The organism is Aestuariibaculum marinum (assembly GCF_014596975.1).
Classification (GTDB): domain Bacteria; phylum Bacteroidota; class Bacteroidia; order Flavobacteriales; family Flavobacteriaceae; genus Aestuariibaculum; species Aestuariibaculum marinum.
In genome coordinates this window covers 1-23,308 of record NZ_JACVXD010000007.1, presented here as the reverse complement: position 1 = coordinate 23,308, position 23,308 = coordinate 1, and the positions used below count along the sequence as shown (strand labels likewise).

16 protein-coding genes are annotated in these 23,308 nt (G+C 35.6%); 8 read left to right on the top strand and 8 right to left on the bottom strand.

Going from position 1 to position 23,308, the window contains the following annotated elements; all coding sequences use genetic code 11:
* Positions 1-32: 32 nt before the first annotated feature.
* Positions 33-539, bottom strand: a complete 507-nt coding sequence (locus tag ICJ85_RS12010) for a hypothetical protein (RefSeq protein ID WP_188224040.1) — start codon at positions 537-539, stop codon at positions 33-35.
* A gap of 189 nt (positions 540-728) precedes the next feature.
* On the opposite strand from ICJ85_RS12010, the gene ICJ85_RS12005 reads away from it, so the two are divergent.
* Entirely contained in the window at positions 729-1,061 is a 333-nt protein-coding gene (locus ICJ85_RS12005) for a single-stranded DNA-binding protein (RefSeq protein WP_188224039.1), read from the top strand.
* 102 nt (positions 1,062-1,163) lie between these two features.
* Here ICJ85_RS12005 and nadB read toward each other — a convergent pair whose 3' ends face one another.
* The 3 genes from nadB to ICJ85_RS11990 all read right to left on the bottom strand — a co-directional run bounded on the left by nadB (position 1,164) and on the right by ICJ85_RS11990 (position 5,734).
* Positions 1,164-2,726, bottom strand: a complete 1,563-nt coding sequence (gene nadB, locus ICJ85_RS12000; RefSeq protein ID WP_188224038.1) for an L-aspartate oxidase — start codon at positions 2,724-2,726, stop codon at positions 1,164-1,166.
* 35 nt (positions 2,727-2,761) lie between these two features.
* Positions 2,762-3,700, bottom strand: coding sequence for a quinolinate synthase NadA (nadA, locus tag ICJ85_RS11995; RefSeq protein WP_188224037.1), 939 nt, complete (start codon positions 3,698-3,700; stop codon positions 2,762-2,764).
* 222 nt (positions 3,701-3,922) lie between these two features.
* Positions 3,923-5,734 carry a hypothetical protein gene (locus tag ICJ85_RS11990; protein WP_188224036.1) on the bottom strand — a complete coding sequence of 604 codons (1,812 nt, stop codon included), beginning with the start codon at positions 5,732-5,734 and terminating at the stop codon, positions 3,923-3,925.
* A 268-nt stretch (positions 5,735-6,002) separates the two neighbouring features.
* Here ICJ85_RS11990 and ICJ85_RS11985 point away from each other — a divergent pair, with 268 nt between their 5' ends.
* Positions 6,003-8,591: a phosphoenolpyruvate carboxylase gene (locus tag ICJ85_RS11985; RefSeq protein WP_188224149.1), complete on the top strand. Its 2,589-nt coding sequence runs from the start codon at positions 6,003-6,005 to the stop codon at positions 8,589-8,591.
* Positions 8,592-8,867: 276 nt separating this feature from the next.
* On the opposite strand, the gene ICJ85_RS11980 is transcribed toward ICJ85_RS11985, so the two are convergent.
* From ICJ85_RS11980 to ICJ85_RS11965, 4 genes are all read right to left on the bottom strand, one after another.
* Positions 8,868-10,094 (bottom strand): ammonium transporter, encoded by a 1,227-nt coding sequence (locus ICJ85_RS11980; RefSeq protein ID WP_188224035.1) that lies wholly within the window; start codon positions 10,092-10,094, stop codon positions 8,868-8,870.
* A 45-nt stretch (positions 10,095-10,139) separates the two neighbouring features.
* Positions 10,140-10,478 carry a P-II family nitrogen regulator gene (locus ICJ85_RS11975; RefSeq protein WP_188224034.1) on the bottom strand — a complete coding sequence of 113 codons (339 nt, stop codon included), beginning with the start codon at positions 10,476-10,478 and terminating at the stop codon, positions 10,140-10,142.
* Between the two features lie 160 nt (positions 10,479-10,638).
* Positions 10,639-11,922 (bottom strand): ammonium transporter, encoded by a 1,284-nt coding sequence (locus tag ICJ85_RS11970; RefSeq protein WP_188224033.1) that lies wholly within the window; start codon positions 11,920-11,922, stop codon positions 10,639-10,641.
* 111 nt (positions 11,923-12,033) lie between these two features.
* Complete coding sequence (locus ICJ85_RS11965; protein WP_188224032.1) at positions 12,034-13,050, bottom strand: outer membrane beta-barrel protein; 1,017 nt, start codon at positions 13,048-13,050, stop codon at positions 12,034-12,036.
* A 463-nt stretch (positions 13,051-13,513) separates the two neighbouring features.
* Here ICJ85_RS11965 and gltB point away from each other — a divergent pair, with 463 nt between their 5' ends.
* The 6 genes from gltB (at position 13,514) to ICJ85_RS11935 (ending at position 23,094) form a co-directional block, all read left to right on the top strand.
* Positions 13,514-18,028 (top strand): glutamate synthase large subunit, encoded by a 4,515-nt coding sequence (gene gltB / locus ICJ85_RS11960; RefSeq protein ID WP_241739541.1) that lies wholly within the window; start codon positions 13,514-13,516, stop codon positions 18,026-18,028.
* Between the two features lie 5 nt (positions 18,029-18,033).
* Positions 18,034-19,497: a glutamate synthase subunit beta gene (locus ICJ85_RS11955; RefSeq protein ID WP_188224031.1), complete on the top strand. Its 1,464-nt coding sequence runs from the start codon at positions 18,034-18,036 to the stop codon at positions 19,495-19,497.
* A gap of 249 nt (positions 19,498-19,746) precedes the next feature.
* Positions 19,747-19,989 carry a hypothetical protein gene (locus ICJ85_RS11950; protein WP_188224030.1) on the top strand — a complete coding sequence of 81 codons (243 nt, stop codon included), beginning with the start codon at positions 19,747-19,749 and terminating at the stop codon, positions 19,987-19,989.
* 85 nt (positions 19,990-20,074) lie between these two features.
* Positions 20,075-21,667 carry a SulP family inorganic anion transporter gene (locus tag ICJ85_RS11945; protein ID WP_188224029.1) on the top strand — a complete coding sequence of 531 codons (1,593 nt, stop codon included), beginning with the start codon at positions 20,075-20,077 and terminating at the stop codon, positions 21,665-21,667.
* Positions 21,668-21,795: 128 nt separating this feature from the next.
* Complete coding sequence (locus tag ICJ85_RS11940) at positions 21,796-22,425, top strand: carbonic anhydrase family protein (RefSeq protein WP_188224028.1); 630 nt, start codon at positions 21,796-21,798, stop codon at positions 22,423-22,425.
* Positions 22,426-22,437: 12 nt separating this feature from the next.
* Positions 22,438-23,094 (top strand): DUF2490 domain-containing protein, encoded by a 657-nt coding sequence (locus ICJ85_RS11935; RefSeq protein ID WP_188224027.1) that lies wholly within the window; start codon positions 22,438-22,440, stop codon positions 23,092-23,094.
* Positions 23,095-23,308 lie beyond the last annotated feature (214 nt).

Below are 23,308 nucleotides of genomic sequence, written 5' to 3'. Positions count from 1 at the left end.
AAGTTATATACGTGTGTGCTCAAATATTTTTTTTATAATTCCGTAATCTCGTTTAAAATTGCAAAAAGATCATTCAAATCACAATAGGGCTCTGTAGCTTTTCTTTGTCCTTCTTCTTTTGTTTCGAATTCGTATTCACCTATTAACTCATTTAATCCAGTTACGTAAATTTGCATTTTGAATTGAGTTTTTAAATTTGAATAGTCAATTTCATTATTTTTTAACTCAAAATTTTCTTCAATTTCAACTCCTTTTTTGGGTTTACTATTTTTCAAATAAATTAATCTTGTGTATCGCCCATAAGAAGTTCCAAATTGTTCTTCAACTTTTACAATTTGACTTTTTACTTTCCATATTCTTAATGTTGCTCCATGATCAACTTGACTTTCTGTAATTTTATTCCAATCGTATTCACTCACCTTTAATTCAGGGTTTGACTCAATGTTCTTAACATATTTATCAATCTCGTTAGTCAGTTTATTTTGGGAATAAACAATTAAAGTAAAAGTAAGAAGTATTATTATTAAATTATATTTCATAGGGGCTAAGCAAAATTATATACAACATCTAGCTAAATATACAAATTATTCGTTTACAAACGACTACAAACATTTACAAACGAATTTAAACAAGTAATAACCGACTAACATTTTCATTCTAACTCATCTTTGCTTTGTCGAAACATAGGAACTCGATAGTATTAACTGTTTAACCTTAAAAATAAAATTATGAATACGCTTAGAAACAAAGTGCAGTTGATTGGAAACTTAGGAAATGACCCTGAAATTTTGAATTTAGAATCTGGTAAAACTTTAGCCAAATTCACGATTGCAACAAACGACACGTATACCAATAACAAAGGTGAAAAAATAACGGATACCCAATGGCACAATGTAATAGCCTGGGGACATACCGCAAAGATTATCGAAAAGTATGTAGGCAAAGGCAAAGAAGTTGCTATAGAAGGTAAATTAACTTCAAGAAGTTACGACGACAAAGAAGGAAACAAACGTTACATTACAGAAATTGTTTGTAACGAACTTTTAATGTTAGGTAAGTAATTAACTGCTACTAAGTATTTACTTGATAAAAATGATTTAAAAACTCTGGTTGTATTCACGTTAATTTAGATATCAAGGCCGCTATACTATATGCGGTCTTGATTATTTTTTAACATTATCTACATTAAAATACCCCCCTTTATTTTCTTTACGCTCTAACGACTGATTCACGATGAGGTGTGCCACATTAACCATATTTCTTAACTCGCAAAGCGACGTGGTTATTTTCGATTCCTTATAAAACGCTTCCACCTCTTCATGAATTAATTCCAAACGTCTTTTAGCACGGTATAGACGTTTATTACTCCTTACAATACCAACATAATCACGCATTAAAGCCTGTAATTCTTTTAAATTATGCTGAATTAATACGTGCTCTTTAGTAATAGTGGTACCTTCATCGTTCCAGTCTGGAATTGCAACATCGGCTGTCTCATACTCATGCTTTACATGATGTTTAAAAATGTTATGTGCATAAACTAAGGCTTCTAACAACGAATTTGATGCTAAACGATTTGCACCATGTAATCCCGTTCTAGAACACTCACCACAGGCAAACAAATTATCAATTGTTGTTTTTCCTTTTTTAGAAACTTTAATTCCTCCACATAAATAATGCGACGCGGGAACTACGGGAATCCAGTCGGATTTGATATCGATATGATTATCTAAGCATTTTTGATAAATATTAGGAAAGTGCTTAATAAAAGCTTCAATATCCAGATGCGTACAATCTAAAAATACATGAGACGCTCCGGATTTTTTCAATTCATTATCAATGCTCTGCGACACGATATCGCGCGATGCCAATTCGGCACGTTCATCGTAATTTAACATAAAACGCTCGCCTTCGGCATTTCTTAAATGTGCACCAAAACCACGAACCGCTTCCGATATTAAAAATGAAGATTCGCCGCCCTTAGCCTCATATAACGCCGTTGGGTGAAACTGGACAAATTCCATGTCTTTAATCCTGGCTTTTGCGCGATACGCCATAGCTACACCATCGCCAGTTGCAATAACTGGATTGGTAGTATGTCCATAAACGCAACCAATACCGCCAGCTGCCAATAAGGTACTATTAGCTTTTATCGTTGAAATCTCCCCGGTTTTCTGATTAAACACATAGGCACCGTAACATTTCAACTCATCAGGGTCTGCACCTTCAATATGGTGATTGGTAATTAAATCTAATGCAAAATGATGTGGTAAAATAGAAATATTTGGCAACTGATGAGCGCGCATCAATAAGGCGCGTTCAATTTCATAACCTGTTATATCTTTATGATGCACTACACGATACTCTGAATGTCCACCTTCCTTACCCAGGTCGAATTCTCCGCTAGAATCTACATCAAAATTAGCACCCCAAAGCAATAATTCTTCAAGACGCTCGGGACCTTCTTTAATCACCATTTTAACAACGTCTTCTTTACAAAGACCGTCGCCAGCAATTAAAGTATCCTTTATATGTTTTTTAAAAGAATCGTTCTCTTTATCAAGAACTATGGCTACACCGCCCTGGGCGTACTTAGTATTGGATTCATCTTCGTTAGCTTTAGTAACTATAATGACATTTCTTTCTGGGAATTTTTCAGCAATTTTAACTGAAAACGTTAATCCGGCAACCCCCGAACCAATAACTAAATAATTTGCAGTAACCATGATTTTACTCGATAATCGAGAATTAAATATTTCGTCTATTTAGACAATTCTAACATACGTTCTATTGGCAATAAAGCGCGGTCTATAATGTTTTCCGGCACGTGTATTTGTGGCGATTCGTTTAATAAACAATCGTACAATTTCTGCATCGTATTCATTTTCATAAAATGACATTCACTACAAGCGCAAGTGTTATCTTCTACAGCTGGAGCTGGAATTAAATCTGCCGTCGGAATTTCCTCTTGCATTTTATGTAAAATACCAGCTTCGGTAGCCACAATAAATTTCTCGTTAGGGTGCTCCTTAACAAAATTAATCATTCCTGACGTCGAACCGATATATGCAGCGGTATCTAAAATATGTGTTTCCGATTCCGGGTGAGCTATAATCTTATAATCTGGGTGTTTTTTGTGAAGTTCGATTAACTTATCGATAGAGAATGCTTCGTGTACCACACAACTACCATCCCAAAGCAACATATCTCTACCTGTTTCTCGAATAATATAACGCCCTAAATTCTTATCTGGCGCAAAAATGATTGGCGTTTCAGCAGGTATAGACTGTACAATTTTTAATGCGTTTGAAGATGTACAAACAATATCACTTAAAGCCTTAATTTCTGCCGAACAGTTTACATAAGTAATTACCACGTGATCTGGATGTGCTTTAGTAAACGCTTCAAAACTCTCTGGCGGACAAGAATCGGCCAGCGAACAACCTGCATTTAAATCTGGTAATACAACCGTTTTTTTCGGGTTTAATATTTTAGCAGTTTCGGCCATAAAGTGCACACCTGCAAATACAATAATATCGGCATCAGTTTCGGCTGCTTTTTGAGACAAGCCTAAACTATCTCCAACGTAATCTGCAATATCCTGAATTTCCGGCACCTGATAATAATGGGCAAGAATTACAGCATTTTTTTCCTTTTTAAGACGATTTATTTCTTTTACTAAGTCTATTGTTTCACTCATAACTTCTCAATTTCATCTACAATCGAACACCATGTAAACGCATATTTTTTGCAAATATCTTAATTAAAATTCTAATGCATTAGGTTTACACTAAAAAATAAAGTGAAATTGAATACAAATTAGCTATTCTATAAATCTTTTAATTCTTGTTAAAGAAAAAGGCGTTTCTTTAATAAAATTGAAACGCCTCTTAAGAAGCTATTAACCACAAACATCTTATTTTTAACTCACAAAAACCTCATCTTCAATCTCCAACTCAATAATTCTCAACACAAAGTCACCACTTTCCAGCTGGTTTAAAACCTCATTTTTCACATCCTGAAACTTGTCTTGAAGATTTAAAAACAGAGATTTATAATATGCTACACCCGATTTCATATTCTCTAAAAAAGTTAAAAGATACTTCTCTTCTTTTTTAGTCATCTCAGCTTTAGTGGCTTCAAATTTTTTCTTTAAATAATCGATATAAATGAAGAGTTCTTTAACGAACATATGCGGCCTGTCTTTTCGAGAAATCATATTGGCGCGACCATAGATATGGTCTGTCATATTATTCAAGCTCATCACTTTAGAATAATATGCCATATTAGGTCCCGGACAAATAGAAACACCTGCGCCTTCGGTTTTAGTATCTAAATTATATTTTAATAAAGCAGAGGTACCTAACCCTACACAAGTACAGGACTTCTCGATAATTTTATTGTACTCTTTATTATAATCACTCTCAGATAAACTCAAATCATCTAAAGCTTTAATTTTTAAATACTGGTACTCACGTGATGCCGTACAAATGCCATTATCTTTAAATTCTTTGTTAAGTGCTACAAACCTTTTAGGACAGGCACTTCCCGGTCGTCCTTTATTAATCAAAGTTTCCTTTTCTAAGTCTTTGGTATTGTTTTTTAAATTATTAAACGGAATGCCTAAAGGCGAAATATCGCTTAAATACAAATCGTCTTCTTTAGCTAGCAGCAATTTGTCTAATGTTTGCTCATCAACTGTTGTTGCTTCTGGCACCAACAAAAATGGTGTCCCCCAACCAACAGCATCCAACTGATATTCCTCTATTAAAAACTCATGTTCTTCATGTGTACCCACACCGCCTTGAGCTGAAATTTTTATGGACAGCGGTTCATTTGGGATAACTTTATTTTGATTTTCCAGTTCTTTAACCAATACAGATTCTATAGAGCTTCTTAAAGCTTCACGGTTTGCTTTAAATTCTGCCAACACCGGCCCCAATAAATATCCATCGGTAGCAAAAGCATGACCTCCACAGTTTAAGCCGGATTCTATACGGTATTCAGAAACCCAAAGTCCTTTTTTAGCTAAAAATTTACCCTGGATTAAAGCCGATCGATAATCGCTAACTTTTAAAATGATTTTCTTCTTAAACTCACCGTACTGATTAGGAAAGAAATCGTTAAACGAACTCATATAGGCATACAACCTAGGATTCATCCCAGCCGAAAGGACCACTGAAGAATTTAACTTGCTATTAGCAAAACCTCTAAAAGCCGCGTGTGCATCATTATATTCTACAGGCAGTTTTTCATCTTTATCATAGTTATCTTTATCAACCTTAGTCATAATATTAACATCAATACTTCCTTTAACTAATCGTTGATCTAACCATGATTTAATATCAGATTTCGATACCCCTCTTTCTAATAAATTTTGAAATTCGGCCTTTAGATGACTATTACCAGGCAGTAAGTCTAAATAGGTTTTAAAATCGTGACTCATTTCAAGTGCCGATTTTTTCATCGCTTCAAACTTCTTATCAACAACATCACTTATTAAATTCAAATAAGACGTAATGCGTTTAGCTCTAAAATCGTCTACTTTATTGGTAATTTCCTGATAGGGTATCTCAAACTTTTCACTGTACATTTTTCGCAACTTTTCGATAAGAATATCGTCTACCAGAGAAATCACCGAATCAATTCCATATTGCGCTACTTTTAACGGCGAATCTATAGTAAAACCAATACCCATAACCGGAATATGAAACGAATGTGCTCTTTTATTCATAGTTCAATTTTTGGTTATTCTATTAAAAAGCCAAAAGTAAAGGGTTCATATTTCATGAATTATGATATTTATCATAAAACCCATATTTGATAAAGCGAGGAAACTTAAGGAATTCGCAATTATAAAGATTTGGAATAAACACTTCTTTTATTTAATTATTCACAACAAGAAATCGATAATTGCCAAATTTTAATAAAACTTTAAGTCCATAGTACTTCTTTCTTAAAGCTTCATTATTTTTATGCTTAATTTTCAATTAGAACGATATATGTCTGTAGAACCAAAATTAACACGATTTAAGCAAAACGTATTGTCTAAATATCAAATATACAATAGTATATTTATGACCTTACCTTTTGATTCTATCACAAAAACAGGAGTCTTACTCCCATTATTTCATGAAACTTGTAGAAAAGGATTTGCAAACGGAGACGATCCGACAACCATTGTAGACACCTTCTTCAAAAAATATCAGGCAAGGCGTAATAAAGAAAGTCAAATTAATCTGCTATTCAGATTCATACAATACATAGAGCGTCAGGTTGTATTATTTGATGCTATTGAAGACGCTGCCTTCCCGATTGTAAACAACATGGAAGGTATTGGAACGCTTCGAAACCTTAAAGAAACTTCGAATTCTGAAAATAAATTAGAAGAATTACGTGCCTATTTAGAAGAATTTAAAGTGCGTATCGTATTAACAGCGCATCCAACGCAATTCTACCCGGGTTCAGTCTTAGGAATTATTACCGATTTAACCGAAGCCATTAAAAGCAACGACCTGTCTCAAATTAACAATCTATTTGGGCAGTTAGGTAAAACACCTTTCTTTAAACATAAAAAGCCAACGCCATACGATGAAGCCATTAGCTTAATATGGTATTTAGAAAATGTATTTTACAATTCGTTTGGACAGATTTACAATTACATTCAAACCAATATTTACGACGACAGTAAAAAACATAACGAAATTATTAACATAGGCTTCTGGCCAGGTGGTGACCGTGATGGAAACCCATTTGTAAAACCAGACACAACACTTAAGGTTGCTCGTAAATTAAAACAGTCTATTTTAAAGAAATATTACGCCGATCTTAAAAGCTTAAGACGAAAATTAACGTTTAGAGGTGTTGAAGATCGCATTGTTCGTTTAGAAACAATTATCTATAATTACAGTGTAGACTTAGATACTCCAGATAAAATTTCATCGAAAGAGTTACTTACCGAGTTGTTAAGCATTAGAAAAGTAGTTGTTGAACAACACCAGTCGTTATACGAAACTGAAATTAATCAGTTAATCAATAGAATTCACATGTTTAGATATCACTTTGCAACCCTTGATATCAGACAGGACAGTAGAATTCACCACTCGGTATTCACCAGCGTAGTAGACCATTTAATAGAAAAAGGAAGTAATTCTATACCGAGCAATTATCATGATTTAACAGAAGCTGAACAAATTGATATTTTATCGAAAGTTTCTAACGAAGATATCGATTTTAATGCCTTCGAAGATGAAATGGTTTACAATACATTAAAAACCATTGAAGCTATAAAAGAAATTCAAGCTACTAATGGTGAGCGCGGTGCTAACCGTTACATTATTAGTAACAACCAAACCGCATTAAACGTAATGCAGTTATTCGCAATGCTTAAAATGGTAGCCTTTAGCGATGACCTTACAGTTGATGTGGTTCCATTATTTGAAACCATTACTGATTTAGAAAATGCACCTGCTGTTATGGAGCAGCTTTATACTAACCCACAATACATGGCGCATTTAAAAGAAAGAGGTATGAAGCAAACGATAATGCTTGGCTTCTCTGACGGAACTAAAGATGGTGGTTACTTAATGGCCAACTGGGGTATTTACAAAGCCAAAGAGCTATTAACCGAAATGTCTAGAAAATACGATGTAACAGCCATATTCTTTGACGGTCGTGGTGGACCACCAGCGCGTGGAGGAGGAAAAACACATCAGTTCTACTCTTCGCTAGGACCAACTATTGAAGACAAAGAAGTTCAGTTAACCATTCAAGGACAAACTATTAGTTCTAATTTCGGAACTTTAGATTCATCGCAATACAACCTTGAGCAATTAATAAGTTCTGGTATTAAAAATAGGTTAACTGAGAAGAACAAATTATCTGAGGAAGATAGAGTTGTAATGAACGACTTAGCTGAAACCAGCTACCAGGTTTATAAAGACTTTAAAGGACACGAAATGTTCATTCCATATTTAGAGCGTATGAGTACATTAAAATACTACGCGAAAACTAATATTGGAAGTAGACCATCGAAACGTTCAAAATCAGATAAATTAATTTTCTCAGATTTAAGAGCTATTCCATTTGTAGGGTCTTGGAGCCAGTTAAAACAAAACGTACCAGGGTTCTTTGGTGTAGGTACAGCCTTAAAGAAATATGAAGAACGTGGAGAATTCCATAAAGTAGAACAACTTTACAACAATTCTAAATTCTTTAAAACACTGTTGGAAAACAGTATGATGTCGTTAACCAAGTCGTTCTTCGATTTAACCAAATACATGTCTAAAGACGAGGAATTTGGTGCATTCTGGAACATTATTTACACCGAGTATCAAACAACTAAGGAGTTACTTTTAAAGCTAACAGGATATACGGAGTTAATGGAGAACGAACCTTCTGGTAAAGCCTCTATTGAGGTAAGAGAATCTATTGTTTTACCTTTATTAACCATACAACAGTATGCGCTTAAGAAAATTCAGGAGTTAGACAAAGAAGGTGTTGCTGCAGATGACGAAGAAAGAAAAATTTTCGAGAAAATCGTTACGCGTTCGCTTTTCGGAAACATTAACGCCAGTAGAAACTCTGCTTAACGGACAAAACAATGTTTATTTTATAGAAAAAGCCTTCGAATTCGAAGGCTTTTTCATTTCCTAATATTAGTATTCCCCCTATTTTGATTGATTATTTCATATAATTTATGGGGATAAATGTTCTTGAAAGATTAGAAAATAATCACCGGAATTCCGAACAAAGTTCTTCTAATACAATAATATTTCGGCAGTTCATACAGCTATTAGGTATAATAAAAAAGGATAGCTTGCCAAAGACAAACTATCCTTTTTAACACTAACTAAAACGATATATAATTAGTTGTCATTTAACCTGAAATCCGGATACGCATCCATTCCATGTTCATGACCATCTAACCCTTCTACCTCTTCTTTTTCAGATACTCTAATACCCATCGTTTTCTTAAGTACATAAATGATTAAAAACGATGATACCACACAAATAGCAGCATAACAAAGTACTCCTATTAATTGTGTTAAGAAACTATGATCTGGATTCGTAGAAAAAATTCCAACTGCTAAAGTTCCCCAAACACCACATACTAAGTGTACGGCGATAGCACCTACCGGATCATCTAATTTTAATTTGTTATCAACAAAGCTTACCGCTAAAACAATTAGAACACCAGCTATAAGACCAATAATAATAGCACTTGTTGGCGATACAACATCAGCACCTGCTGTTATACCTACTAAACCTCCTAAAATACCATTTAAGAACATGGTTAAATCCATGTTTTTATACATAGCAGTAGATAATAACATCGCCGATACACCTCCGGCAGCAGCAGCTAAACAAGTTGTTACCAATACTAAAGATGTCAATCCAGGATCTGCCGAAAGCACAGAACCTCCATTAAATCCGAACCATCCTAACCAAAGGATTAAAACACCTGCAGTTGCTAAAGGAATATTATGACCTGGAATCGCCTGCGCTTTTCCTTCTTTAAACTTACCAATTCTAGGGCCTAATAAACAAACTGCTACTACAGCAGCCCATCCTCCAACAGAATGTACTAATGTAGAACCTGCGAAATCATAGAATCCCATGGCATCTAAAAATCCGCCACCCCATTTCCAAGAACCAGCAATAGGATATACTAACCCTACATATATTAAGGTAAAGATCATGAATGGTACAATTTTAATACGCTCAGCTACAGCTCCAGACACAATAGTTGCTGCTGTTGCTGCAAACATCCCTTGAAATAAAAAGTCTGTCCAGTAGGTATACCCTTCATTATATGTTAAGTCTAATGCCCCCTCAGCAGTTAATGGCGAATCTAATCCGAAACCGGCAAAACCGATAATACCATTAAATTCTCCAGGATACATTAAATTGAATCCCACAAGACAATACAGTAATAAGCCTATGGTGATAATAAATATGTTTTTAAATAATATGTTTATTGTATTTTTTTGTCTAGTTAAACCAATTTCTAAACATGCAAATCCTAAGTGCATGAAAAAAACCAGTGCTGTACAGATCATCATCCATACATTATTTGTTGTAAGTAATTCCATTATTAATTAATTGTTTTTATCCTTTTTAAGATACTTGTGCTATTATTATTTTAATGTTTCTCCTCCTTTTTCTCCCGTTCGTATTCTGTAACATTCTGTAACATCTGAAACAAAGATTTTACCATCGCCTACTTCACCGGTTCCTGCCGAACCCAAAATAGCCTGAATGGTAGCCTCTTCAAAATCATCATTAACTACAATTGATAAATACCTACGCTGAATATCTGAAGTACTGTAAGTAATACCGCGATACACATGCCCTTCTTTTTCATTACCAATACCGGTAACATCCCAATACGAAAAGAAGTTAACTCCTACTTCATGTAATGCTTCTTTAACTACACGAAATTTAGATTTTCTAATAATTGCTTCAATTTTTTTCATAATATCTTCTTATTTGTTTAGTTAGTTAAATTTAGAAAAATATCTCTATCCATAATTTCTTCCATCCTCATAAACATTTAAAAAGATGCCTTGTTAATACAAGACATCTTTTAAACAAAACTCTAATTTCTATAAAGAAATCGTTATTATAATTTTATTCTTATTCTATTTCTCTTTGTCTCTTACCTGCGTAAGCAATAGATCCGTGCTCTGAAATATCAAGACCTGCAATCTCTTCGGCTTCTGTTACACGTAAACCTCCACAACACTTACTAATAATAGTTAGGAATATCCAAGAAGCTACAATTGCCCAAACAGCATAAGCAACAACTCCAATAGCTTGAGCAGCTAATTGAGAAACACCTCCACCGTTAAGGATACCAATACCAGCATCACCATCGATACCCCAAAGACCAATTACTAAAGTCCCCCAAGCACCAGCAACACCATGTACAGAAATAGCACCTACAGCATCATCAATTTTTAATTTACTTTCTACAAATCCAATAGATAATACCACTAAGATACCTCCTATTAAACCAGCTAAAACAGCACCACCTTCACTCATGTTACCACAACCAGCAGTAATACTAACAAGTCCGGCAAGAGCACCATTTAAGGTCATACTTAAATTTGGTTTTCCATTTTTAATCCAAGTGAATAATAAAGCACTTAACGCACCCGCAGCAGCAGCTAAGTTAGTTACCAATACCACTTGAGAAGCAGCAGTAGCATCATCACCACCCCAAGCTAATTGAGATCCACCGTTAAATCCGAACCATCCTAACCAAAGGATAAACACCCCTAGTGTAGCATACATTTGGTTATGACCGTGCATTTCGATTGGTTTACCATTTAAGAATTTTCCAATTCTAGGTCCTACCATCCAAGCAGCAACAAGTGCAGCCCATCCACCCACAGAGTGAACGATAGAAGATCCTGCGAAATCGATAAATTCAGCTGGCATCCATTCAGCGTTTAACCATCCGCCATTCCATTCCCAACCACCTGCGATTGGATAAATAAGCGCGGTTAAAACGATACTAAAAATAGCATACGTTGTATACTTTGTTCTTCCTGCAATAGCTCCAGATACAATAGTTGCAGCTGTAGCAGCGAATACCGTTTGGAAGAATAAATCGGCTGCACCTTGAGAGAATACAAAGCCACCCCAGTGGAAGAACCCTCCACCTGAAACATCAGCTCCGTACATTAACGAATACCCGATAAACCAGAAGGCCAACGACCCAACTGCGATGTCAAGGAAGTTTTTCATTGCAATGTTTACGGCATTCTTAGAATCTGTCATACCAGACTCTACTAAGAAAAATCCTGCTTGCATAAAAAATACTAAGATACCCGAGATAAGCATCCATAGCATCCCCATATCGCCTTCAATCGCGGCGGTATCCTGAATTAAAAGAGGCATGTTTAATAAAGACATATTATATAATTTTTAAGGGTTAGATTGTTTTGGAGGGCGAAGCAAGTTGGTTAGTTAGTGTGTACCCCACCCTCCTTATAGTTTATTTAAAATTTATTGCATGCTTTTAAATTAGAATGAATAGATGGCTGCAAGTGTGAAAGCAGCTAAGCTATCAGTACCAACACCGTCACTATCAATAAAGTTTCCGTAGAACTGACCATCATCTTGATTAGTTAAAGCATCTAATCTAAGTTCCGGCTTGATAATTAAATTTTCAATAGTATAACTTCCAGTTAAAGTAGTTGCAAATACAGAAGGTAAATCGTCTCCATCACCGTGAATAGCGAAATACTCACCTCTTAAACCAATACTAAAAGAATCGCTTGTTGCTAACTGTGGGTAAAGTGCTGCACCGTAGAAACCAGAACCATCATTATCGTTATAAGCTGCGTTGATTCCTAAATAAAAAGCATCAGATACGTCGAAACCACCAGTATAGTCGATTTCAAATCCTAAACCACCGTGCTCTCCACTATCGTAGTATAGATTAAGGAACTGTCCTGAATACCCTAACTGAGCACCAAATGCATACTCACCAGTCATAGAAGTATCGTTAGTATCCCATGGATTAGTTACTGCTAACATTAAGCTAAAGTCATCAGATAAAGCAAAGTCAGCTTTTAAACCCATATGAGAGAATGGTCCGCTTGAGAATAAATAAGAACAGCTGTAGTTAAAGTTAGCTGCCGGAGCAATAACTTCGTATCCTAAAAATGTATTCCATCTACCAAAGGTTAAAGTAGTTTTATCAGAAACATTCCAGTAAACGTAAGCCTGATTTACAATTCCATCAACAATATCTGAAGCAAACGTAGCACCAGCACCTCTTGGTCCTGTAACTAAATCAAGAACAGCACCTACTTTTTCACCTTCGTAGCTGGCGATTAAATTACCCATACCTAAAGCAAAACCAGATTTACCGGCGAAAGCAGTACCAAAAGTAGCACCTTGATTATCTGGAGCTGTTAAATAAGTTTGATAGTAAGCATCTACGCTACCACTCAAACTGAATTTAGAAGTAGATTCTTCCTGAGCAAACAATGACGTAGCCGCAAAAAGCATTGAAAGAGTAAGTAATTTTTTCATAATGTTTAATTTAAGTTATTAAATTTTTGGTTAATTTTTTCCTTAAGAACGCCGTAAAACTATGTGAAAAAATATTAACCCCCATAAAAAAAGGGGGTCTAACTTAAACTTTTGTTAATATTTTAATTTTATCCCTTTTTTTTTACGGGTACCGTTTTATTTTTTTGGTTTTTTTGAATTTTAACAACTCTAACAATTGAATTATCATCAATATTTAATAGTTTTTTATGTGTTAAATTCTATTTATCGAAATATTCATTAAAATAATTTCAGGAATCTCAATTAAACACTGATAATAACGCTTTGAATATTTATTAAAAAACGCCATATTTATTAACATATAATTATTTTTATCTTGACTTATCTCCTAATATCGAAATAATGAAATAGCCATTATTTTTATTTAAAATCTATACATATATTCGCTTATTAAGTCACTTTTCAAAACCAAAATTTGTTGATTATGCTGAAGAAACAAGGAATGTATTTACCTGAGTTTGAACATGAAAATTGTGGGGCTGGTTTTATTTGTAATCTTAAAGGAGAGAAAACAAATCAAATTATTCACGATGCATTAGAAATTCTTGTAAAACTAGAACATAGAGGAGGCGTTAGTGCCGATGGAAAAACTGGAGATGGAGCCGGTTTGTTGATAGATATTCCTCATGATTATTTTAAGCGTGTATGCAGCTTTAGTTTACCAGAACAAAGAGAGTATGCCGTGGGTATGGTTTTTTTACCAAAAAACACCAACCAATATAAGTTCTGTAAAGATATTTTCGAGAAAGAAATAAAAGCACAAGGTCTATCTATTTTAGGATGGCGTAAAGTCCCTGTAGATTCTTCTCAGTTAGGAGAAATCGCCTTAGCTTCAGAACCTAATATCGAACAATTATTTATCGGGAAAACTGAGGATATTTCAGAAGATATTTTCAAAGCAAAATTATATGCGGCTCGTAAAATTACTGAGCACACTATTAGGACATCAAAAATATCTGAAAGTGGTTATTTTTATATTCCAAGTTTATCAACTACAACGTTGATATATAAAGGTATTATCATGCCCGAAGATATCGGACCTTACTATACCGATTTACAACAAATCGATTTAGTAACCCGTTTAGCTTTGGTACACCAGCGTTTCTCAACCAATACCATGCCTACTTGGGAACTAGCACAGCCATTCCGTTTTATGTGTCAGAATGGTGAGATTAACACCCTTCGTGGCAACGTAAGTAGAATGCGTGTTCGTGAAGAAATCATGAAGAGTGAAGTATTTGGTCCACAAATAGATAAATTATTCCCAATCATATTACCAGGAAAGTCAGATTCGGCTTCTATGGATATGGTGGTTGAATTATTAACACACACCGGAAGATCGTTACCAGAAATCATGATGATGATGATTCCTGAGGCATGGGAAAAACACAAAACCATGTCGCCAGAGCGCAAAGCATTCTACGAATATAATGCTTGCATCATGGAGCCTTGGGACGGACCAGCTTCGGTACCATTTACCGATGGAGATTACATTGGAGCACTTCTTGACCGTAACGGATTAAGACCTTCGCGTTACACGGTAACAAAAAGTGGTAAATTAATCATGTCTTCTGAAGTTGGTGTCGTAGACATCGAACCAGACGATATTAAAGAACACGGTCGTTTAGAACCAGGAAAAATGTTCTTAGTAGACATGAATGAAGGTCGTATTGTAAGTGACGAAGAAATTAAAAATAAAATCGTTTCAGAACGTCCTTACCAGGAATGGTTAAACAAAACCAGACTTCATTTAAGAGACGTACCGTACACCAACGAAACTTGTCCGATTGAGACCATAGACATTAAAACAAGACAACGTTTATTCAACTACACGTTCGAAGACATACAAGAGGTAATCACCCCAATGGCCGTAGCTGGAAAAGAAGCCTTAGGATCTATGGGTATCGATACGCCATTAGCCGTATTATCAGACCGACCTCAGTTAATTTCAAATTACTTTAAACAATTATTCGCACAGGTAACCAATCCTCCATTAGATGGGATTCGCGAAGAAATTGTAACAGATATCGCCTTAAATTTAGGTAAAGACCGTAATATTTTCAGCATTACAGAAAGACAATGTAGAAAATTACGCATTCAGAATCCGGTCATTTCAAATGGTGATTTAGAAAAAATAAGAACCATTTCTATTGAAGGATTTAAAGCTGAAACGATTCACATGCTTTATCCTAAAAACCAAGGATTAAACGGTTTAGAAAATGCTTTAGAGGACATTATTATTCAAGTAACTAAAGCCTTAGATACTGGGGCTAACATCATCATCTTATCAGATAGGGGTGTTAATAAAGATTTTGCTCCAATCCCTGCACTATTGGCATGTTCTTATGTAAATCACCAGATGAACCGTTTACGTAAGCGTTCTAATTTCGATATCATTATCGAATCGGCAGAACCTCGTGAACCACATCATTTCGCAACCTTATTTGGTTATGGCGCTAGTGCTATTAACCCATACATGGTTAACGAAATTATAAGAATGCAGGTAAAAGAAGGCTTTATCGAAAATCTAGATGAAGAAAAAGCTGTTGAGAATTTCAACAAAGCTATCGGTAAAGGACTTCTTAAAATTATGAACAAAATTGGAATCTCTACTTTACACTCGTACAGAGGTTCTCAAATTTTCGAAATTGTTGGTTTCAACTCTCAATTCGTTGAAAAATATTTCCCTTACACGGCTTCAAGAATTGAAGGTATCGGACTTTACGAAATTGAAAAAGAAATCACCGAACGTTATAAACAAGCCTATCCAGATAATCTAATCGATAAAAAATTAGGTTTAAATATTGGTGGCGATTACCGTTGGAGACGTAATGGCGAGCGCCATATGTTTAACCCAACAACCGTGGCTAAATTACAACAAGCTGTTCGCTTAAGTGACCAAAAGAGTTACGATGTTTACTCTAAAGCGATCAACGAGCAAGCTGAAAATTTAATGACCATTCGTGGATTATTTGAATTCGATAATTTAGACCCGATTCCTTTAGAAGAAGTAGAGCCTTGGACAGAAATCGTGAAGCGTTTTAAAACCGGAGCGATGTCTTACGGATCGATTTCAAGAGAAGCTCACGAAAACTTAGCCATCGCAATGAACCGTATTGGTGGTAAATCGAACTCTGGAGAAGGTGGAGAAGACAGACGTCGTTTCCATCCAGATGTAAACGGCGATAGCCGTAACTCGGCCATCAAACAGGTTGCATCAGGACGTTTTGGGGTAACATCACATTACTTAACTAATGCAAGAGAGATTCAAATTAAAATGGCTCAAGGAGCGAAACCTGGTGAAGGCGGACAGCTACCTGGTGAAAAAGTGTTGCCTTGGATTGCCTCTGCTCGTAACTCGACGCCTTTTGTTGGATTAATTTCACCACCACCGCATCACGACATTTACTCAATCGAGGATTTAGCGCAGCTTATTTTCGACTTGAAAAACGCAAACAGAGAAGCACGTGTTAACGTAAAATTAGTATCAGAAGTTGGTGTTGGTACCATTGCTGCTGGTGTTGCAAAAGCTAAAGCTGATGTGGTATTGATTTCAGGATACGATGGCGGTACAGGAGCCTCTCCTTTAACCTCATTAAAACATGCAGGTTTACCTTGGGAGCTTGGTTTAGCTGAAGCACAACAAACATTAGTTCTTAACAACTTACGTAGTCGTATTGTAGTTGAGTGTGACGGACAATTAAAAACTGGTCGTGATGTTGCTATTGCCGCCTTATTAGGTGCCGAAGAATTTGGTTTTGCAACGGCTCCGCTAGTAGCTTCAGGATGTATCATGATGCGTAAGTGTCACCTAAATACATGTCCTGTAGGTATTGCAACTCAAGACAAAGAATTACGTAAAAACTTTAAAGGTACGCCAGAACATGTGATTAACTTCTTCTATTATGTAGCTGAAGAATTAAGAGCAATTATGGCACAATTAGGATTTAGAACACTAGCCGAAATGGTTGGTCAGACTCATAAAATCAACGCCAATAAAGCCATTACACACTATAAAGCAAAAGGTTTAGATTTATCTGCTATTCTTCACAGACCAGAAGCTTACAGTAAAATGACCGTGAGAAATACTGAAAAACAAGACCATCATTTAGACGAGGTTTTAGATTTCACCATTTTAAAAGATTCTCACAGAGCTTTATACAGAAAAGAGAAAATGGATTTAACTTACCCTATTCACAACACCAATCGTACTGTTGGAGCTATTGTAAGTAATGAAATCTCTAAAATATACGGACACTTAGGTTTACCTGAAGATACTTTAAACATCAACTTTACAGGATCGGCAGGACAAAGTTTCGGAGCTTTCGGTGCCCACGGTTTAACCTTTAAATTAGAAGGAAACACCAACGATTATTTAGGAAAAGGATTGTCTGGAGCTAAGTTAATAGTTAAGAAACCTGCTAAAGCCGACTTTATTGCAGAAAACAACATTATTGTTGGTAACGTTTGTTTATTCGGAGCAATTGAAGGTGAAGCTTACATTAACGGTATTGCCGGAGAGCGCTTCGCCGTTAGAAATTCAGGAGCAAGAGCCGTTGTTGAAGGTGTTGGAGATCACTGTTGTGAATATATGACCGGAGGTCGCGTAGTTGTTCTTGGTAAAACAGGAAGAAATTTCGCTGCTGGTATGAGTGGTGGTATTGCTTACGTTTACGATCCGGAGAACAAGTTTACTAACGGTTTATGTAACACAGAGACCATTGAATTTGAAACCCTGTCTTCTGAAGATCAAACAGAATTGAAATCAATGATCCAAAAGCACGTAGCCTATACCGATAGCAATAAAGGGAAAGCCCTTCTTGAAGATTGGGACAACAGCTTAGCAAACTTTGTAAAAGTAATGCCTACGGAATACAAACGTGCACTTAAGCGTTTAGAGACTGAAGAACAAATGGTAGAAGAATTAACAACAGCATAATTGTCATGGGAAAAGTAACAGGATTTAAAGAATTTGAAAGACAAGATGAAAGCTACACGCCTGTAAAAGACCGTGTGCAACACTATAAAGAATTTACAGTGCCTTTAAGCGAAGCCGAAGTTACAAAGCAAGGTTCTCGCTGTATGGATTGTGGAATTCCATTTTGCCACAGTGGTTGTCCACTTGGTAACTTAATTCCAGATTTTAACCACATGGTACACCAGGGTGAGTGGCAAAAAGCCTCTTGGTTATTACACTCAACCAATAACTTCCCGGAATTTACGGGTCGTTTATGCCCTGCTCCTTGCGAAAAATCATGCGTATTAGGTATCATTGAAGATCCAATTTCAATTGAAAATATTGAAAAGAATATTGTAGAACGCGCGTTTAAAGAAGGTTGGATAAAACCACAGCCACCAAAAACAAGAACAGGTAAAAGCGTTGCCGTTGTCGGATCTGGACCTGCAGGTTTAGCCACTGCACAACAATTAAACAGAGCGGGACACACTGTAACTGTTTTTGAACGTGACGATGAAGTTGGAGGTTTATTACGCTACGGTATTCCAAACTTTAAATTAGAAAAAGAAGTTATTGACCGCCGTGTGGCCATCTTAAAAGCTGAAGGTATTACTTTTAAAACCAACGTTAATGTTGGTGTAAATTATGAAGTTGAAAAACTTCATGAGTTTGATGCCGTGGTCCTTTGTGGTGGAGCAACTAAAAGACGTAGTTTACCTACTCCAGGAATTGATGCCGATGGTGTAGTACAAGCTATGGATTTCTTAACGCAACAAACCAAAGTATTGTTTGGTAAAGAAGTTAAAGATCAAGTAATGGCTACTGATAAGGACGTTATTGTCATTGGTGGTGGAGATACTGGTTCAGATTGTATTGGTACATCTAACCGTCACGGAGCAAAATCGGTAACAAACTTTGAAATTATGCCGAAACCTCCAGGACACCGTTCTCCTTCAACACCTTGGCCTTACTGGCCATTGCAATTAAAAACATCGTCTTCTCACGAGGAGGGTGTTGAGCGTAACTGGTTGATTAACACTAAAGAATTCGTAACGGATAAAAACGGTAAATTAACCGCTTTAAAAACGGTTAACGTAGAATGGAAAATGGTTCCGGGTGAACGCCCTCAATTAATAGAAATTGAAGGTACAGAGAAAACATGGCCTTGCGACTTAGCGCTACTAGCACTTGGATTCACTGGTCCTGAAGCTACAATTGCAGAACAATTAGGCATTGAAACAGATGCGCGTTCTAATTACAAAGCTGAATACGGTAAATACCAAACCAATATTCCGAACATCTTCACTGCCGGAGATATGCGTCGTGGACAATCATTAATTGTTTGGGCAATTTCTGAAGGTAGAGAAGCTGCTAGACAAGTTGATATATTCTTAATGGGTAAATCTGATTTACCAACTAAAGACGCTTCAGGAGATTTAGTAGCTCTGTAATTATCAACATATTAAAAATTTAAACACCCCTCTTGCAGTTAACTGCAAGAGGGGTTTATTTATCACTTATTCATAATTTATAAGTTTATATTTTCATATTTTTAAAAATTTAAACATTTTATAGCATTTTTAAAAAAATCCTCTTATAAAACAAGACAGAATATTATATTTGTTTATAACAACAATACTGTCTGTATGTTTAAAAGAGCAATTGCAATATGTTTTACATCTATATTCATGACGTTAATTATGGCGCCATCAGTAATTGTTGTATTAGATGATACAATTGACACCTCCGTCTTTTATGCTATGGCAGAAGAAGAAGAAAGCGGTAAATGTAAAAGTTTAGTATCTCCATTTTCAATTCAAACTCACGATGGACTTACTCACTACTTAATCAATAATAACCCCTGTTACACTTATCGTTTTAAAAGCTACCCAAAACCACATTTAAATTTGGTTTATCCCCCTCCTGAATTCAATATATCATAATAACGTCTTGGACTTAAAAGTTCTACCCTATCCTAAATATTAACGCATTCTGACTTAACCGTCGGGAAAAAAATTATTAACGAGTATGTTTAAAAATTTAAAAAGCGACTTGCCTGCAAGTATCGTTGTATTCTTTGTAGCATTACCCCTGTGTTTGGGTATTGCATTAGCCAGTGGCGCTCCTCTGTTTTCTGGATTAATAGCTGGTATTGTAGGAGGAATTGTTGTTGGGGCTTTAAGTGGCTCTAAAATTGGTGTTAGTGGTCCTGCAGCTGGTTTAGCAGCAATAGTATTAACCGCCATTGGAAGTCTTGGTGGTTATCAGAACTTTTTGGTTGCTGTCGTGATAGCCGGAATCATTCAAATTATATTTGGTATTTTAAAAGCCGGAGTTATTGGTTACTATTTCCCTTCTTCTGTAATTAAGGGTATGCTTACTGGTATTGGTATCATAATTATTTTAAAACAAATCCCACATTTTTTTGGTTACGATTCCGAGCCTGAAGGCGCTGATAGTTTTATTGAAGCTTCAGGAGAAAATACGTTTTCTGCCATTCTTCATATTGTAGACAATATTACTATAGGATCAATGATTATTGGTTTTATTGGCTTAGGCATTATACTCCTTTGGGACAAAGTTCTGGCTAAGAAGGCCAAATTCTTTCAGGTCATTCAAGGTCCGTTAGTAGCTGTAGTTGTTGGTATAATTTATGTCGTTCTTACCTCTGGTTCTGATAGTTTATCCATTCTTGACAAACATCTGGTAAGTGTTCCTGTACCCGAAGACACAACCTCGTTTTTAAATCAATTTAGCTTCCCTAATTTTTCAGCCATTACAAACACAGAAGTTTGGATTGTAGCGTTTACTATGGCATTAGTAGCTAGTTTGGAAACCCTATTATGTGTTGAAGCAACCGACAAATTAGACCCTCATAAAAATGTAACACCAACCAACCGGGAATTATTAGCTCAAGGAACAGGAAATATTATTTCTGGGTTAATTGGAGGTTTACCTATTACTCAGGTTATCGTAAGAAGTTCTGCCAATATTCAATCTGGAGGTAGAACAAAATTATCTGCTATAATTCATGGCTTCTTCCTTCTTATTTCTGTGATATTGATTCCTCGATTATTAAACCTAATACCGTTATCCGTTTTAGCGGCAATCTTATTAGTTGTCGGCTATAAATTAGCCAAACCATCACTATTTAAAATCATGTATGGTTTAGGTTGGAAACAATGGTTACCATTCATTACAACCGTAGTTGGAATCGTTTTTACAGATTTACTAATTGGTATCAGTTTAGGACTTCTGGTAGGTATTGTAGTGGTTTTATTAAAAAGTTACCAAAACTCGCATTTCCTTCATATAGAAGATAACAATAACGGTAAACACCAAATTAAAATGACCTTGGCCGAAGAAGTTACCTTCTTTAACAAAGGAGCTATTCTTAAGGAATTAGACCGACTACCAAAAGACACGTATCTGGAAATTAATTTAATTAAAACTCGTTATCTCGATAACGACGTTATAGAAATACTAGAGGACTTTTTACTAATAGCAGAAGAAAGAAACATAGATATTAAACTGGTTTCTAAACGTGGGGTTGTAGAAAACCCCGCTAGTTTTATTCATTTCTTTAACGAAAGACCTAAATCTGATTTAAGCCTAAGTTAGGTCCAATTGCCTAAGCAAATATAAAGCCTTAAATTTAGCCTGTTTATAACAACATTTTAAATATAATGCCAATTTCAAAGCTATATTATTTGCCTGAAACAACATATCACTAAAACGTTTAAAACATTATGAAAGCACATACAAAAGAAACTCAAGCAACCATGACACCAGAAAAGTCATTGAAATTCTTAAAGGAGGGAAACCTTAGGTTTCAACAAAACCTTAAAGCTAATCGAAACCTTTTAGAACAGGTAAACGATACCAGCGAAGGACAATTTCCGTTTGCAACTATCTTAAGCTGTATTGACTCCAGAGTATCAGCAGAATTAGTTTTTGACCAAGGCCTTGGAGATATTTTTAGTGTTCGTATTGCTGGAAATTTTGTAAACGAAGACATCCTAGGAAGCATGGAGTTTGCTTGTAAATTAGCAGGAACTAAACTTATCGTAGTACTTGGACATACTAGCTGTGGGGCCGTAAAAGGTGCGTGCGACGATGCTAAACTAGGAAACTTAACAAACATGTTAGCGAAAATAAAACCTGCTGTTGATGCTATAACAGAACCAACGGACGCAAGTTTAAGAAACTCTAAAAACTCTGAATTTGTAGACAGTGTTGCTCAAAAGAATGTCTTGTTAACGATTGACAGAATTCGAAAAGAAAGTGAGGTATTGCAAGAGATGGAAAAAAATGGTGACATCATGATTGTTGGAGCCATGTACGACATCAATACAGGAGAGGTTACTTTTAACGAGTAAACAACCTATCTCATGAAAAATAAAATAAAAATGGCGGTGTTGGTATTTATGCTTACATTGCCATTTTTTATTCATGCTCAAGGTAGTGACTTTGGTAATTGGTTAATATATATTGGTAATAAAAAATTTAACTCGAAATGGAACATCCATAATGAACTCCAATATAGAAATTATAATGCCATTGGTGACTTGGAACAGCTCTTACTTAGAACTGGATTAGGCTATAGCTTTAATGAAAACAAAAATAATGTCTTACTGGGTTACGGCTACATTCTATCAGGAAACTATATTGATGATTCAGAAAACAAACAAAGTATCAACGAACACCGCATTTTTCAACAATTTATATCTAAACAACAAATTGGAAGATTAGCACTAAATCATCGGTATCGATTTGAACAACGTTTTCTAGAAGATGAGTTTAAAATCCGCTTTCGCTATTTTTTAGGATTTAACCTTCCTTTTAAAACTAACAGTAGATGGTATCTATCCGCTTATAATGAAATCTTCCTAAATTCTAAAAGCAAAGTTTTCGATCGCAATCGCCTTTACGGAGGCTTAGGTTACAAGTTTAACTCAAACATTAAATTTGAAGCTGGATATATGAATCAGTTTTTGGAAACCTCAAATCGAGACCAATTCAACATTATTGCATTCATTACGTTTTAATAGTCTATTTAAGCTTAATTAATTTATTAAGCCTCTCACTCCATAGATCAACAAACACAACATAGAATGCTTTAAAAAAGCCTAAAGGCGTTAATCAAATAACACATATCAGTTCATACCAAAAAAGCCTTTATCGTGTTTGATAAAGGCTTTTGTTATGTTTGTTGTGACCAGGCTGGGGCTCGAACCCAGGACCCTTTCATTAAAAGTGAAA

Excerpts from the sequence above, each read along its gene's own strand:
- ICJ85_RS12010 (WP_188224040.1), bottom strand. The coding sequence starts at position 539 with ATGAAATATAATTTAATAATAATACTTCTTACTTTTACTTTAATTGTT.
- ICJ85_RS12005 (WP_188224039.1), top strand. The coding sequence starts at position 729 with ATGAATACGCTTAGAAACAAAGTGCAGTTGATTGGAAACTTAGGAAAT.
- nadB (WP_188224038.1), bottom strand. The coding sequence starts at position 2,726 with ATGGTTACTGCAAATTATTTAGTTATTGGTTCGGGGGTTGCCGGATTA.
- nadA (WP_188224037.1), bottom strand. The coding sequence starts at position 3,700 with ATGAGTGAAACAATAGACTTAGTAAAAGAAATAAATCGTCTTAAAAAG.
- ICJ85_RS11990 (WP_188224036.1), bottom strand. The coding sequence starts at position 5,734 with ATGAATAAAAGAGCACATTCGTTTCATATTCCGGTTATGGGTATTGGT.
- ICJ85_RS11985 (WP_188224149.1), top strand. The coding sequence starts at position 6,003 with ATGTCTGTAGAACCAAAATTAACACGATTTAAGCAAAACGTATTGTCT.
- ICJ85_RS11980 (WP_188224035.1), bottom strand. The coding sequence starts at position 10,094 with ATGGAATTACTTACAACAAATAATGTATGGATGATGATCTGTACAGCA.
- ICJ85_RS11975 (WP_188224034.1), bottom strand. The coding sequence starts at position 10,478 with ATGAAAAAAATTGAAGCAATTATTAGAAAATCTAAATTTCGTGTAGTT.
- ICJ85_RS11970 (WP_188224033.1), bottom strand. The coding sequence starts at position 11,922 with ATGTCTTTATTAAACATGCCTCTTTTAATTCAGGATACCGCCGCGATT.
- ICJ85_RS11965 (WP_188224032.1), bottom strand. The coding sequence starts at position 13,050 with ATGAAAAAATTACTTACTCTTTCAATGCTTTTTGCGGCTACGTCATTG.
- gltB (WP_241739541.1), top strand. The coding sequence starts at position 13,514 with ATGCTGAAGAAACAAGGAATGTATTTACCTGAGTTTGAACATGAAAAT.
- ICJ85_RS11955 (WP_188224031.1), top strand. The coding sequence starts at position 18,034 with ATGGGAAAAGTAACAGGATTTAAAGAATTTGAAAGACAAGATGAAAGC.
- ICJ85_RS11950 (WP_188224030.1), top strand. The coding sequence starts at position 19,747 with ATGGCGCCATCAGTAATTGTTGTATTAGATGATACAATTGACACCTCC.
- ICJ85_RS11945 (WP_188224029.1), top strand. The coding sequence starts at position 20,075 with ATGTTTAAAAATTTAAAAAGCGACTTGCCTGCAAGTATCGTTGTATTC.
- ICJ85_RS11940 (WP_188224028.1), top strand. The coding sequence starts at position 21,796 with ATGAAAGCACATACAAAAGAAACTCAAGCAACCATGACACCAGAAAAG.
- ICJ85_RS11935 (WP_188224027.1), top strand. The coding sequence starts at position 22,438 with ATGAAAAATAAAATAAAAATGGCGGTGTTGGTATTTATGCTTACATTG.